The sequence below is a fragment of the Lentzea sp. NPDC102401 genome, from assembly GCF_044765805.1.
GTDB lineage: Bacteria > Actinomycetota > Actinomycetes > Mycobacteriales > Pseudonocardiaceae > Lentzea > Lentzea sokolovensis.
In genome coordinates this window covers 88,821-103,316 of sequence record NZ_JBIWKS010000004.1, presented here as the reverse complement: position 1 = coordinate 103,316, position 14,496 = coordinate 88,821, and the positions used below count along the sequence as shown (strand labels likewise).

The window sequence follows — 14,496 nt, the reverse complement described above, 5'->3', positions numbered from 1 at the left end:
ACCGTGAAAAGCCACCACCGTTGCATGTTCAGGATCGTCTCGGCTGTTGCTGGGGTCGGCAACCTGAGACCCTCGTCCGGTGCTGATCCGAGTGGCTGACTGGGAACGCATCCGATCCGGCGAGATCACGTTGCAGTTCCGGCGGTGGAAACGGCCGACCGTGCGCGCCGGCGGGAGGTTGCGAACGTCGCTGGGCGTCCTCTCGATCGACGAGATCGAGGTCGTGTCGCGGGTGACCCGTGCGGAGGCGGTGGCGGCCGGATTCCCCTCCGTCGCCGCGCTGAAGTCCTCTGTGGACGGACGAGAGGGCTCGCTCTACCGGATCCGTCTGCGTTTCGCTGGCGACGATCCGCGCATCGAGCTGCGTTCGTCGTCCGATGTGGACGGAGTGGAGCTGAAGGAGGAGGCCTTGGCGCTGCTGCGGCTGATCGCGGCGAACCCCGGCGTGCGGGCCGCGGACCTGGCCGCCTCGCTCGGTCGCGAGAAGCTGCCGTTCAAGGCGGACGTCCGCAAGCTCAAGGCCAAGGGGCTGACCGAGTCGCTCCGGGTGGGGTATCGCCTCTCCCCGCGGGGAGAGGCGTACCTGAAAACCCTCGACTAACCCTGGCCCGTGATGATCGTGACGGCCCGGTCCTGCGTCTGCTCGTTCACCTCGGCGACCTGGAAGCCGCGCGCCGCCGCGTGCGCCACCAGCTCGGGCTCCGGCGGCAGGCCGTACTTGCGCAGGTAGTGCGGCACGGCGCCGGCCCAGATCCAGGTGCCGTCGGTGCGGAAGTTCAGCGGCACGTCCTGCTCACCGCTCTGCGAGAACTCGTCGAGGTCGTAGCTGCGCGCGGCCAGCACGACCGGCGCCGACTCGAGGTAGGTGAGCAGCCCGTCGAGCAGCTGCGGGTCGACCGGCTGACGGTTCACGATGATGCGGCCGTCGTCGTTCTTGCCGTCGTACACGCGTGCCGTGCGCAGCTCGTCCGAACCGGCCTGCGGCTGCGCCGGCTGCGCGGCCGGCACCTGGTACTCCTGTTGCGGCTGCTGGGGCTCCGGCTCGGGCGCGGGCAGCGGCGGCAGGCCGACGCGCTGACGCCACCAGTCCGGGATCATCCGGTCCGGCCGCGGGAACGTCTGCAGCTCGTCGCGGAACCCGATGGGCGGCGGCGCGTTCCGCCAGCGCGGCTCGTCCTCGGCGTTGAAGTCCACCGTGAACGCCGCCGGCGCCTCGATCTCGTACGTCGCGCTCAGCCACGTGCCGCGCTCGGGGTGGTACATGCCCCCGCGTAGATGCCCGAACATCTGCACGACGTCCATCGGTGGCCGCACCGGTCGCAGCTGGCCATCGGGCCCCGCGAACGCCAGGTCGACCTCGATGTGCCGGCCTGCCGCCCGGTACTCGGCCCGGATGCGCTGCCAGCCCTGCGGTACGGCAGGCAGCATGGCACGGCCGATCTGCCGCACCAGCTGCTGCTGGTCCTGCTCGCTCAGCGGTGTAGCCGGCTGGCTCATGTGGTCCTCGCCCCTCTCCCCGTGAAAGCCCGCTGATCTTATCGGGCTGCCGTGACGCGCGCGGGCCGGTCGTGCACCCCACGCCGTTCACACCACTCTGAGTGGGTGTCCGGCCCCGCGGTTCCGACCGGTCAGCGGTTCGGCCAGGTACCGCTCAGCAGGTTCTCCGGCAGGTAACCGGACTCGACCTCGACCAGGAACCCGTTGTCCCTGCCGCGGATCGCCATGGCGAGCACGGCGAGCGCGACGAACCCGTCGGGGTCGTCCGCGACGCCGGCCTGACGCCAGTGGTCGCGGTGCGCCGTGGTCGCCTGCACCAGTGCGTCGGTGAAGTCCTCCTGCCCGCCGCGCAGGACGCGGAACAGGACGTTCACCGGCGGGTACGCGACGAGCAGCATGAAGTCGCTGGAGGCGAACTTCGCCCGGCCTGGATCGGTCAGGTCGATCACGGACTCGAGCAGCGCGGGGGGAACCTGGTCGCCGCGGAGGTAGCGCTGCATCGTGTCCACCCAGGGGAGGACGTACTCCTCGACCTTCGCGCCGCTGCCGAGCAACGTGTACTCGCCGACCTCGCACAGCTCGGCGATGCGCTGCTCGCTGCGGGTGATGATGGCGAGCCAGGCGGCGGTCAGCCAGTCGACCGGGGTGGCGTGGTGGTTCGGGCCGAGCACCGGCAGCCGGTACTCCCGGTCGCCCAGCCGGTAGGGGACGAAGTCCTCCGACTTGGAGGTGCGGGCGAAGACCGCGTTCGCCGTCTGGGACGCGAACACGACCGCCTGCCACGTCTCTTCCTCGCCCGCGGCGGGGTCGAGCGCGGCGAGGTGCTCGAAGCGCATCAGCGCGCGCCTGCGTGCGGCGCTCAGCGCGTCCGGGTCCGACTCGACGTCCTCCAGCGCCGACTCGATCAAGCGCTGGAGCGTGTCCACCTGACCGCGGGCGAATTCCTCGCTGATCTCGTGCCTGGGGATTTCGTGCATCGCGTTCGCTCGAGGGACCTGTCAGAGGCCTTCGCGCGTCCAGGAGCCGTTGTAGAGGTACGGCGGCAGGTACTCCGACGTCACCTCGATCGGGATGCCCGCGTCGTGCGCGATGCTAGCCAGCCCGAGGGGGCCGATGGCGACGTACCCGTTCGGGGACTCCTCGTTCTCCTCCGTCGACCAGAGTTCCCTGAACAACTCCAGCGCTTCCGCGAGAGCCTGGTTGAACTGTTCCTCGCGGCCGGCGTTGATGATGTTGTGGAACATGTTCAGCTGCGGGAAGGCGACGACGCGCACGTGCTCGCGGTGCACCGGGTCGATCTCGTCCGGTGCGGTGGCCTTCAGCGCCGCGTTCAGCGCCTCGTGCACGCCCGGTTGCTGGAGGTTGAACTTCTGGAACATGTCGACCATGAGGAAGACGTAGTCGGGCTCCTCGCTTCCGGAGGCGTGCAGCACCTCCAGAGGCACCGCGCTGAGCTGCTCCGTCTTCGCGACGTCCCTGGCGATGGCCGCCAGGTAGTTCGTGGTGAGCCAGGTACCGCCGGACGCGAAGTACACGGGGCCCGTCGCGGTGACCGGGATCTGCTTGCCCCGCAGGGTGATCTCGACCGGCGTGCCCTCTTCGGCCGTGGCCACGGCGTAGATCGCGGCGCCGACCTCGGCGGCGAAGCAGAGGCTGTCCCAGGTGTCGCCGTTGCTGCCCAGCGGGTCGACCGCGCACCGGTGGCCGAGGTGGCTGAGCGCGTCCCTCATCAACCCGCTCAGCGCGATCGTGCGGACGTTCGGGAGGGAGTCGATCGTCTCCTCGATCCGCCGCTCGATCTTCTGCAGCTGCTTGGCGGACCAGTCCGGATCGACCTCGTGTCGGCTGACCTCGACCACCTGGGGCTCACTCCTCGGTTTCCGTCTGCCACTTCATCTTGAAGTGCTTCGTCTCGTAACCGTCGTAGACGTCCACGCGTCCGCCTGGGTACTTGTCGTTGTAGCCGTGCTCCGCCTTGTACGCGGCGAGCTCGTCCGGCGTCAGGTCCTTGACGTCCTCCGCGTGGTGCTTCTGGAGGTAGTCGTCGAGGCTCATCTCCTTGACCTTGGCCTGCGTCACAACGTACTCGACACCGGGGTGGTTCGGGTCCCGGCTGGCCGTCAGCAGACGCTCGCCGAGCACGTTCTCCCGCTGGTAGGCGGCCTTGAGGTCGTTGACGGCCTTGTCCACGTCGGTCTTGCTCATGCCTTGGCCCTCGAGCTCCGCACGCATCTTCTTCTCCGCCTTGGGAGTGAGCTCGCGGTCGCGCATCTCCTCGGCGATCTTCTCGAAGTACGTGTCGTGACCCTGCTTGACGAGGACGTTGTCGCCGTTGAGCGCGTTGTTCAGGCCGGCGCTCGGCCCCTTCGCCTCGACGACGACGAGCCTGCCGTCGCCGGTCTCCCACACCTGGTCGAACCGGCCGCTGCCGGGCAGGCCGGGGTCGATCCGGGAGGGCGGCGGCGGACCGGGGTAGATCTCGGGCGTCGAGTGCATGCCCGCCCGGTCGCCGAGCTCCTCGCCGATCTTGGTGAGACGCGCCTGGGCCGCCTTCTCCTCGGGAGAGCTGGTCTCGGCGTCCTTCTGGTTCTGGTTCTCCTGCCGGCGTTCGTCGACGAGGTCCTGGTTCTCGCGCCTCAGCTCCGGGTCGACGTCGTCACCGCGGGAGCTGTCCACCTTGTCCTTGTGGAAGTCCGGCGGGATCGGCGTCTGGTCCTCGGACAGCACGTACTCGTCGCCCTGCTTGCGCACGGGCGGCACCGGATCGCCGTTGGCGTCGACGACGTTCTGGTCCTTGCGCGGGGTACGTCCCTGGGAGTCATCGTCGAGGTAGTACTTCTTCCGGTAGTCCGGGTCGTTGACCTTCTCCTCCATCGACGCCTTGGGGTTGCGCGTCTCGATCTCCACGGGCTCGGGATCGATGTGGCGCTTGCCGTTGCCGTCGTCGCCGCGGTCCCTGGCGTCGGTCGGGTCGAGGTCCTTGTCCTTGTCGTGCGTGCCGGGCGCGAAGCCGTCGTCGCCGGTCTTCGTGCTCGACCCGTCCGGGTGGTGGGTCTCCCACTCGCCGTTCGGCGGGATCTTCGGCTGGCGGGTGCCGTCGGGACGGATCTCGGGGTCGCTCGTGAAGACGCGGCCGTTGGCGTCGGTCCAGGCCGGCTTGGTGGGGGCCAGCACGGGCGCGTCGAGGTGCTTCGAGAGCTGCTTGGCGAAGTCGTTGCTGGCGGCGTCGCAGCCGATCAGCCGGACCGGCTTGCTGCCGTCGTAGCCGGAGCGGCGGAGCATGTCCGCGTACTCCTTCGGCGTGTAGTCGTGGCCGCCGATGCGAGCCCTGCCGTCCGGGGTGACGTGGACGTCCGCGGTGAAGTAGCGCGGGTCGTTCGGGACGCGGTGCGGCAGGTCGCCCATGTCCGGGTCGCCGCCGTGGTGCGAGACACCGGACGGGGTGGTCTCGGCGTGCCGCTGGTGCGCCTCCTCGGGGGAGGGGCGGTCCGCGGGCGGGGCGTCCTGGTCGTGGTGGTTCGGGCTGTCGGGGTCGCCGTCGTGCGGTTTGTCCGGGGTGTTGTCGTGCGGCCTGTCGCCGTCCGGGCCGTGGTGCGGCGCGTCCGCGTCGGGGCGGTGTGGGGCGTCGGTGTCCGGGCGGCGGGGTGCGTCGGCGTCGGGACGGTGCGGGGTTGCGGCTTCCGGGTGGGTGCTGTCCGGGGCGCGGTGGGGCGCGTCGGCCGTGTCGGTGCCGCGGTGGCGGGGGCCGTCGGGGGTGTGCGGGCGGGAGCCGTCGGGACGCGAGCCGTCGGGACGCGAGCCGTCGGGACGGTTGCCGGGGCCGCTGCCGTCCGGGCGGGACGGGCTGTCAGGCCGGTGCGGCGCGTCGGGGCGGTGAGGGGCGTCGGGACGTGACGGACCGCCGTGGGGTACGTCCGGCCGGGACGGCGAGTTCGGGCCGCCGTGCGGTGCGTTGGGCCCGTGCGGTGCGTTGGGGCCCCCGTGGGGCGCGTTGGGCCCGTGAGGGGCGTTCGGGCCGTGCGGTGCGTTAGGCGCGTGGGGCGTGTTGGCCGCGTGCGGTCCGTTAGGTGAGTGCGGCGCGTTGGGGCCGCCGTGCGGTGCGTTCGGACTGTGCGGCGCGTTGGGCGCATGCGGCGCGTTTGGGCTGTGTGGCGCGTTCGGTGCGGCCGGACGCGTTGGTGCGGACGGGCCGTTGTGCGGTGCGTCTGGGCGTGACGACGGCGTCGTGTTGCCGTGCGGTCCGTCAGGGCGCGACGGGGCGTGGGGCGCGTCGGGACGCGACGGTCCGCCATGCGGGCCGGACGGGCCCGTGTTGGGGCGGCCCTGGGGAGCGTCCGGGCGTGACGACGGTGCGTTCGGGGCGTCCGTGCGGGCCGAAGGTGCGTTCGGAGCCGTCGGTGCGGACGACTGCGGGCGCATCGGGGCGTCGCCGCGAGGGGCGTTCGGTCCGGAGGGGGAGTGCGGGGCGCCTGCTCCGGGAGCGTGTGGTGCTCCCGCTGACGGGCTGTGGGCCGGTGGCATGTTCGGACTGGACGGTGCCGACGGGGCGTGTGGTGCGGCTGCCGAAGGTGAGGTGGCGCGGCTCGGGGGAGTCGCGTCGGGACGTGCCGCGTTCGGGGAGCCGGCCGAGGGGCCGCCGGTCGACGGGCTGTGCGGGGCGCCGGCCGAGGGGGCGTGTGGCACGCCGCCGCCCGAAGGCATTCCGCCTGACGGCGCGGAAGGCATCGAGGGGGCCGAAGGAGAGGACGGCATCGACGGGGCCGACGGTGCGCTCGGCATCGAGGCCGGGCGTGCCGGGGCGTCCGCTCGGGAGGCCGACGTCGACATGTCGGGAGAGCGCGGCGCGGGGGCGCCGGAGCCCAGGTCGCCTCGGCTGCCGGGGGCGCCGGTCCAGCCCTGGCCGGGACCCGTTGGCGGACGGCCTGCCGCCGGGGACGACGGTGCGCCGCCGCCCGCGGCAGGAGTGCCGCCGCCCATCGGGCCGGACTGGGTCGGCGTCGACGACAGGGAGGTGTCCGGGGTGCGGGTGGGGGCCTGCGGGGCGTCCGGACGGAGAGGTGCCTCCGGCGGTGCCACCGAGGACTGGACGGTCTGGCCCGTGTTGCGGGTCGGCGCCGGTGCGTCCGGGGTCGACGACGTGTGCGGGGCGCTCGGGGCAGCCGGTGCGGAAGGCGAACCCGGAGAGCCGGGAGAGCTGTCGGGTGTGCGCGGGGCCGACGGGGGCGAGGAGTTGTCGGGGGTCCGCGACGGGGCGTCGGGCGCCGAGCTGTCCGGCGCGCGCGAAGGCGACGGCGCGGACGACGGGGACGAGGTGTCCGGGGCACGCGAAGGCGCGTCCGGCGTCGAGGACGGCGAAGAAGGCGATCCCGGAGGCGAGGACGACGAAGGAGAGGAAGGAGAACTGTCCGGAGAGGACGGAGAAGAAGGCGAGGACGGCGAACTGTCCGGCGAAGAAGGTGAAGACGGCGAACTGTCCGGAGAGGACGGTGAAGAGGGCGACCCACCGGGAGACGACGGCGAACCAGGGGTGCCGGACGGGGAGAGGTCCGGGGCGTTGGTGCTGTGGAAAAGGCCGCCGGGCTTGATGGACTTCGTGGAGATCACGTCGAGTCCGGTCACCTTGCCGACCAGCTTGCCGACGACCTTCATGATCTTCGTGAAGATCTCGACCAGCTTGCCCAGCAGCGGCGAGACCTTCTTGATGGTCTTGATGAGCTTCTGGATCAGCTCACCGATGCGGGTGGCCCACTTGGAGATCGCGGTCACGGCCTGCGCCACGATCACCGGTGTGCCGAAGCCCAGCGTGAACACGGCCTCCAGCACCCACGTGATCAGCTTCGCGACCAGGTCGGCGATCAGGTCGCGCACCATCTCGCGCACGAACCCGACGACCATGCCCATCACGCCGACGACGGTGCCGACCGACCCCGCGGCGGAGGCCGCGCCGGACAACGCGTCCAGTTGCTCGCCGGCGGCTTTGCGGTAGGCGTCGCCCGCGCTGCCGGTCCACTCACCGGTGCCGTCGACGGCCGCCTTGTAGTCGCCCGCGATCTTGCCGAGTTCCTGCGAGACGTTGCCCCACGTCGTCGAGTACGACTGGATCACCGGCGGGTCGCCCGCCAGCCAGTCCAGCGCCTCCTTCAACGGCTGCATGTGTTCCATCAGGAACGACGCCGCGGACGACAGCAGCGTGCCGAACGGGTCGATCGCCATCGAGGCGGCGTCGGCCACGAGACCCACGACGCCGAGGCCGCCCTCGATCCAGCTGCCCTCGGAGATGCCCTTGTACGCGTCCACCGCCGAGTCGGCGATGGAGAAGCCGGTCGCCCAGCCGTTGTCACCGGTGCCGGCGTTGAAGAAGCCGGACGGTTCGGCGGGGGCCTTCGCCACCAACGGGTTCGGTGAGGACATCAGACGCCACCCTTCAGCGTGCGGATGATCTGGTCCTCGACCTCTTGGTAGTGCTTCGCGGTCTCGGTGACCTTCTTGCCGGTGGCCTGCATGGCCTCCGCCGCGCCCTTCAGCGCGTCCATGCCCCACTGCTCGACCGGATCGAGCAACATCCGGAACGGCTGGCAGATGATCCCGTACGCGTCAGTCGGCATCGACACGGTGCTGGCCGCGTCCACTGCTCCCTGCAGTCGCCCGTGCAGGTCCTCCAAGGCCTTGGCGTGCGCTTCCAGCACGTCCGAGGTGACGTTGAAACCACCGGAAGTCATCGAACCCCCTCAAGTTCGAGCAGCGGACAGAAAGATCAGGAGAGCACGGACTCCCCGCCGAAGTCGTCGTCATCGTCTGACGGCGGCCGGCGGCGCGGGGGAGGCGGCTGGGTCGGGCGGGGTGGCGGCGGTGCTTCGTCCTCCACCCGGAAGTTGATCTCGTTGCGGTCGTACGGCGTGCGCGTCGGCTCTTCGGCCGGCGGCGCCGGGAAGTTCTTCTTGGCCTCGTTGAACAGCACGTTGGCCGTCTCGTCCTGCGTGCCGATCGTCTCGGCCATGGCTTCCTGCAGCAGCTCGGGAATCCGGGACTGCGCGCGCTGCAGCAGCTTCATGATCTCGCCGCTGACCTCGGACATGCGCTTGCCGGAGGCGGACTCGTTGATCACGAGGTTCTGCAGGATCCCGTTGGACCCGACCAGGATCTCGATGGAACCGTCCTGCGACCGTTCGGAGATCGTCATCCCCTGCACGCGCGTCGCCATCTCCTGATAGCGCGCGGCGCGTTCCTGGATGTTCTGGTTCCAGTTCGCGAGCATCTGCTCGGACCCGGCGATGTCCTCGGGCACCGGTGATTCCCTCCCAAAGCGGCGGCGGACTCAAAGGATGACGCAGCCGGATCCGATCTCGTTCCACCCTGGAGTCAAATCGGCTGTACAGACCAACGGCGTCCCACTGATCGGACCAGTGGGACGCCACAGTGTTAATCACACAAGCCAAAGCCTCAGGTAGGGCGAGTCGACGAAAAGCGCGTCGACTCGCCCTACCTGAGTCAACGTGCTAGTTCACATCCAGCAGGTCGACGACGAAGATCAGCGTCTCGTTGGGCTTGATCACGCCACCGGCACCGCGCGCGCCGTAGCCCAGGTGCGGCGGGATGACCAGCTTGCGACGGCCACCGACCTTCATGCCCTGGACGCCCTGGTCCCAGCCCTGGATGACGCGGCCGCCACCGAGCGGGAACTGGAACGCCTCGCCGCGGTCCCAGGACGCGTCGAACTGCTCGCCGGACGAGTGCGACACGCCGACGTAGTGCACGGACACGAACTGACCGGCCGTGGCCTCCGCACCGTCGCCGACGGTGATGTCCTCGATCAGCAGGTCGGCGGGCGCCGGGCCGTCGTGCGGGTCGACCTCAGGCTTCGTGGGGGCCATCACAACTTCCTCTCGGAACGGGGTTGTTCGCGCTCGATCCAATCACGCGAGGGCGGGCGCGGCCGAATGGCCTACGCGGACCAGCCCTACCCGGTCCGGAGTCCTCATGTCTTTCTTTAATGACCACCGGCCCCGCGGCCGGGGGACACAACAGAAGAAGGAGATGATCATGGCGGCAACCCTGCACCGCCTCCGGTCACTGCTCGGCGCGGCACTGGCGGCGGCAACGCTGTCCATGGCCTGCGTCAGCGTGGCCGAAGCAGCTCCGACTCCGACCGCCGACGGCGAGTTCGGCACCCAGATCGTCGGCGGCACGCGCGCGAGCACGTCCACCTACCCCTGGGTCGTCTACCTCGCCACGAGCAGTGGTTTCCAGTACTGCGGCGGCACTCTCGTCGCTCCCAACAAGGTCGTCACCGCCGCGCACTGCACCGAGGGCGACTCGGCTTCCGCGGTCCGGGTCGTGGCGGGCCGCGACGACAAGAACTCCACCGCGGGCACCGTCGCCCGTGTCACCAAGATCTGGATCCACCCGAGCTACCGCGACGTGACCCTCGGCTACGACGTCTCGGTGCTCACGCTCGACCGCAACCTGTCGCAGACCCCGATCCCGTTCGCCACCTCGGCGGACAGCGCTCTCTACAACGCGGGCACCAGCTCGACGATCCTCGGCTGGGGCACCACGTCCTCCGGTGGTTCGGCCTCGCGTTACCTGCTGCGGGCCACCGTGCCGCTGACCAGCAGCTCCAGTTGCACCAGCTCGTACGGCGGCGACTACAAGGCCACCCACATGGTGTGCGCCGGCTACAGCCAGGGCGGCACCGACACCTGCCAGGGCGACTCCGGTGGCCCGCTCGTGGCCGGTGGCAAGCTGATCGGCATCACGTCGTGGGGCGAGGGATGCGCGGCCGCCGGTTACCCCGGCGTCTACACCCGCGTCTCCACCTACGCGGCACAGATCCAGGCACAGCTGTAAAAAACGTGAGGCCGGGAAGGGGCAACCCTTTCCGGCCTCACTTACGTCCTGGAGACATGAACGGCAAGAAGCTGTTGGCCGGCGCCGCCGTGCTGGTCGTCGCCGGAGTGAGCGTGAGCTCCGCGGTGCGGGACGAAACCCTCGCACCACCACCGATCGTGGACTACGGGCCGGTGCGCCTCGTCGCATTCGATTCATGTGACAACGCATTGACCGAACTGCGCCGCGCCATGTCCCCGTACGTCAGCGCGTACGGCCTCGGCGGCCAACGGTTCCTCACCATGGAGAGTTCGGCGACGGACAACAGCGCGGGCGTCGCGCAGAAGAGCGTGCCCGACGCTCCCACCGCTGCCACGCCGCCCGCGCAGCAACAGGGCCACTCGACGACGAACGTGCACGAGCAGGGCGTCGACGAGCCGGACATCGTGAAGACGGACGGAAAACGCGTCGTCTCCATCGCCGACGGCAAGCTGCGCGTCATCGACGTCGCGTCCAGGGCGATCACCGGCACGGTCGACCTCGGCGAGCGCCGGGCGAGCCAGCTGCTGGTCTCCGGCGACCGCGCGCTGGTGGTCGCCGACAGCCCCGTGCCGATGCTGAAGCCGTCGCTGCCGCCCGACCGGCCGTCGTTCGCCCCGGAGAACGCCACCGAGCTGGTTCTCGTGGATCTCAAGGGGCTCAAGGAGATCAGCAGTCTCAAGACCGACGGCTTCTACCTCGACGCCCGCCAGATCGGCGGCACCGCCCGCGTCGTCGTCCGCTCGCAGCCGCGCCTGCCGTGGGTGTACCCGGACCAGACGACCAACGAAGCGGGATCGTTGCGCCGCAACAAGGAGATCCTGCAGAGCGAGCCCATCTCGTCGTGGCTGCCGCGCTACGAGCTCACCGAGAACGGCGCCAAGTCGAGCGGGACCCTGGTCGACTGCGCGAACGTCAGCCGCCCGTCCGCGCCGAGCGCGACGTCGATGCTGACCGTGCTGACGTTCGAGCTCTCCGGTCAGCTCGGCACCGGCCAGCCGGTCTCGATCGTGGCCGACGGCGACACCGTCTACGGCACCGACCGCAGCCTCTACATCGCCGACGACCACCGCCTGCTGCCGGAACTTCCTTCCAGGCCACCGGTTCAGCGACCGATCACCACGGCGATCCACCAGTTCGACATCGGCAACCCCGGCCAGCCCAAGCACGTCGCGTCCGGTGACGTGAACGGCACGCTGCTCAACCAGTACTCGCTGTCCGAGCACGAGGGCGTTCTCCGCGTCGCCACCACCACCGGCACCGAAAACCGTTGCTGCTGGCGGATGCCCGCGGACGTGCCGCAGCAGAACATCGCTCCCGCGCCGTCGGAGAGCTTCGTCACGACGCTGCGCCGTGAGGGCAACCAGCTCGCCAAGGTCGGCCAGGTCGGAGGGCTGGGCAAGGGCGAGCGGATCTACAGCGTCCGGTTCATCGGCAAGCTGGGCTACGTCGTCACGTTCCGCCAGACCGACCCGCTCTACACGCTCGACCTCAGCGATCCCAGGCAGCCCAGGGTGACGGGCGAGCTGAAGATCACCGGTTTCTCCGCCTACCTGCACCCCGCGGGCGACGGGAAGCTGATCGGCGTCGGCCAGGAGGCGACCGAGCAGGGCAGGACGACGGGCACGCAGGTGTCGCTGTTCGACGTGGCCAATCCCGCGTCACCGCAACGACTCGCGCAGTACCACCTGCCGAACTCGAACTCCGAGGCCCAGTTCGACCCGCACGCGTTCCTGTTCTGGCCGCAGGACGGCACACTCGTCATCCCGGTGTCGGCCAACCGGACGAACTACGAGGTCTCTTCACTCGTGTTGCGCGTCGAGGGCAACCAGTTGCGCGACAGCGGCAAGATCGTCGAACCGTCCAGCCCGAACAACTACGGCGGCCCGAGGCGCACGATCGTCATCGGCGACCAGCTGTGGTCGATCTCCAACGCGGGCGTGCAGGTCAACGCGCGCAGCGGCCTGGCACAGCAGGCCTGGCTGCCGTTCACGCAGTAGCGCGGTCTCCGTTGAGCAGGCGGTGCGACAACACCGTGCCGCCTGCCATCGCCGCCGGGATCACGACCAGCGCGGCCAGCGGGATCAGGCACAGCAGGTAGGTCGGCACGGCGAGCCCGAGCACCAGGCCGCGGCGCGTCGCGAGGATCTGCCTGCGCTGCTTGAACGTCCGGCCGCGTCGCGTGAACGGGATGCCGGTGAGCTCGATGCCGAGCAGGTAGCCGTTGATGAGCACGGCCAGCACCGGTACGACCGTCTGCCCGACGATCGGGATGAACCCGCAGAAGAACAACGGGATCGCGAACAGAATCGACGTGCCGACCAGCAGGAGCGTGCCGCGCAGCCCCACCAGGAACCCGCGCCACCAGCCGATCTGCTCCGCGTCCGGCACACCGCCGAGCTCGTCCTCGACCTCTTCCGCGATGTACTCGTAGAACGGGCCGCCGATCATGAGCGTGATCGCGGTGAACAGCAGCACGCTCAGACCGAGCACGCCCGCGATCACCGAAATTCCGACGGCGACCTCGACGACGCCCTTCCAGGTGTCGCTCCACGAGTCCGCGAAGCCGGTGAGCCATCCGGCGATCGAGTCGATGTTGGTGACCAGCAGCACCCAGCCGCCGATCATCAGCACGGCCGTGATGACCGCGGGCAACGCACCCATCAGCACGCGCTTGGGTGAGCTGAACACCAGGCTGAACCCACGCAGCAGCAGACCGACACCGGCACCGAAGTCCTTGATCACGCGCGCAGGATAGTCGGTTTCGTCCCCTGCTGAGACGAGGTGGAGTGATTTCGCGGGGCGCGGCATGATGGGTGGTCCGAGTGCGGGAGGCGTTGAGGTTGAGCAACCCAGCTAAGAACGCCGTCGTCGTCCCGGACGGGCCGCTGCCGATGCTGCCGCCGTCCCTCTGGGAGTCGAGGGACGTGTGTGAGGCGGTCGCCGCGGAGTCACCCGGCGCCGTGGTCGCGATCGCGCGCAAGGCGCACGGCCTGCGTCAGGACGAACTGGGCACGCTGGCCGGGTTCTCCCAGTCCGCGATCTCGCGCCTCGAATCGGGCAGCAACATCGCCTACGACCTGCGCGTCCTGCGCACGTTGCAACGGCTGCTCGGCATTCCCGCCCACCTGCTCGGGCTGACCGACCGCACGGTGCCGGTGCCCTCCGGTGACCTGGTCGTCGGCATGGAGGGCAAGGCGCTGATGGCGTTGTGCGCCTCCGCCGTCTTCAGCGCCGACAACGACAACGCGGTGAGCCAGCTGCTCGTGCTGCGCCGGATCGTCAACGACGCGCACAACTGGCGGGCGACCGGCGCCCTCATGCCCGCCGTCCGCAGCATGTACGACGTCATCGACACCTTGCGCCGCAACGCGCGTGGCGAGACCCGCCGGCGGTTGCTCGGCACGGGAGCGATGTACGCGGAGTTCTACGGCTGGCTGTTCGAGGAGGTCGGCGACCTGCGCAACGCCGGTGCGTGGACTTCCAGGGCGTTGGAGCAGGGCCAAGCCGCGGACGACAGGGACGTCGTCGCGTACTGCTACGTGCGGATGAGCCAGCTCGCCGAGGCCGACGGCGACGACGACCGCGTCATCGGCCTGGCGCGGGCCGCCCAGCGCGAGACCGGGGTGAGCCCGGTAGTGCGCGCGATGGCGCTGCGGCAGGAGGCACGCGGCCTCGCGCGGGCGGGCCAGAACGCGTGCATGCAGCGGTTCGACCTCGCGCAGGCGTTGGTGCAGAACGTGGAACGGCCGGTGACGGACGAGTATTCGATCGGCTACTGCTTCACCGACCTGCACGTCCAGATGCAACGGGCCGCGAGCATGGTCGCGCTCGCCGACCACCGCCGTGCCATCGACGCGTACACGGAGCTCATGCCGCGGTGGGGCAGCGTCTGTCAGTGGGAGCAGGGCGTGCACACGGCCACCCTCGCCTACGCGCACGCGGCCAACGGTGACGTCGACCAGGCCGTCGAACTGGGGTTCGCGGCACTGGACCTGGCTCGCGTGACGGGGTCGCAGCTGATCGTCAACGAGCTGGTCAGGCTCGGACCGTGGGCCGCGACGCCGGCGATGGCCGAGCTCACGGCCCAGCTCCGGTAGCCCGTCGTATGCGAGTTCCGCATACGGCACCCGC

The 14,496-nt window shown here is 70.0% G+C and carries 12 protein-coding genes; 4 read left to right on the top strand and 8 right to left on the bottom strand.

The window, feature by feature from the left end:
* The first annotated feature begins 79 nt into the window (after positions 1-79).
* Positions 80-601: a hypothetical protein gene (locus tag ACIRG5_RS15520; protein ID WP_402905122.1), complete on the top strand. Its 522-nt coding sequence runs from the start codon at positions 80-82 to the stop codon at positions 599-601.
* On the opposite strand, the gene ACIRG5_RS15515 is transcribed toward ACIRG5_RS15520, so the two are convergent.
* The 7 genes from ACIRG5_RS15515 to ACIRG5_RS15485 form a co-directional block, all read right to left on the bottom strand.
* On the bottom strand, positions 598-1,497 hold the full coding sequence (locus ACIRG5_RS15515) for a hypothetical protein (protein ID WP_402905120.1): 900 nt from the start codon (positions 1,495-1,497) through the stop codon (positions 598-600). The two genes, ACIRG5_RS15520 and ACIRG5_RS15515, sit on opposite strands and share 4 nt — an antisense overlap.
* Positions 1,498-1,628: 131 nt before the next feature.
* Positions 1,629-2,474 carry an immunity 49 family protein gene (locus ACIRG5_RS15510; RefSeq protein WP_402905118.1) on the bottom strand — a complete coding sequence of 282 codons (846 nt, stop codon included), beginning with the start codon at positions 2,472-2,474 and terminating at the stop codon, positions 1,629-1,631.
* A 21-nt stretch (positions 2,475-2,495) separates the two neighbouring features.
* The gene (locus ACIRG5_RS15505; RefSeq protein WP_402905116.1) at positions 2,496-3,356 is read right to left on the bottom strand and encodes an immunity 49 family protein; all 861 of its coding nucleotides are present in this window, start codon (positions 3,354-3,356) and stop codon (positions 2,496-2,498) included.
* Positions 3,357-3,363: 7 nt separating this feature from the next.
* Complete coding sequence (locus tag ACIRG5_RS15500) at positions 3,364-7,908, bottom strand: hypothetical protein (protein ID WP_402905114.1); 4,545 nt, start codon at positions 7,906-7,908, stop codon at positions 3,364-3,366.
* Positions 7,908-8,216, bottom strand: a complete 309-nt coding sequence (locus ACIRG5_RS15495; RefSeq protein ID WP_402905112.1) for a type VII secretion target — start codon at positions 8,214-8,216, stop codon at positions 7,908-7,910. Before ACIRG5_RS15495 ends, ACIRG5_RS15500 begins: the two co-directional genes overlap by 1 nt.
* Before the next feature lie 35 nt (positions 8,217-8,251).
* Positions 8,252-8,782, bottom strand: coding sequence for a YbaB/EbfC family nucleoid-associated protein (locus ACIRG5_RS15490; RefSeq protein WP_360046790.1), 531 nt, complete (start codon positions 8,780-8,782; stop codon positions 8,252-8,254).
* 211 nt (positions 8,783-8,993) lie between these two features.
* A complete protein-coding gene (locus ACIRG5_RS15485; RefSeq protein WP_402905109.1) occupies positions 8,994-9,368 on the bottom strand; it encodes an FKBP-type peptidyl-prolyl cis-trans isomerase in 375 nt (124 codons plus the stop codon).
* Between the two features lie 169 nt (positions 9,369-9,537).
* Here ACIRG5_RS15485 and ACIRG5_RS15480 point away from each other — a divergent pair, with 169 nt between their 5' ends.
* The gene (locus ACIRG5_RS15480; protein ID WP_402905107.1) at positions 9,538-10,344 is read left to right on the top strand and encodes a S1 family peptidase; all 807 of its coding nucleotides are present in this window, start codon (positions 9,538-9,540) and stop codon (positions 10,342-10,344) included.
* Between the two features lie 56 nt (positions 10,345-10,400).
* Positions 10,401-12,362, top strand: coding sequence for a beta-propeller domain-containing protein (locus ACIRG5_RS15475; protein ID WP_402905106.1), 1,962 nt, complete (start codon positions 10,401-10,403; stop codon positions 12,360-12,362).
* Here ACIRG5_RS15475 and ACIRG5_RS15470 read toward each other — a convergent pair.
* Entirely contained in the window at positions 12,352-13,107 is a 756-nt protein-coding gene (locus ACIRG5_RS15470) for an EI24 domain-containing protein (protein WP_402905104.1), read from the bottom strand. The genes ACIRG5_RS15475 and ACIRG5_RS15470 overlap by 11 nt on opposite strands.
* A 98-nt stretch (positions 13,108-13,205) precedes the next feature.
* Between ACIRG5_RS15470 and ACIRG5_RS15465 the strand changes: the two genes are divergently transcribed.
* Complete coding sequence (locus ACIRG5_RS15465) at positions 13,206-14,462, top strand: helix-turn-helix domain-containing protein (protein WP_402905103.1); 1,257 nt, start codon at positions 13,206-13,208, stop codon at positions 14,460-14,462.
* Positions 14,463-14,496 lie beyond the last annotated feature (34 nt).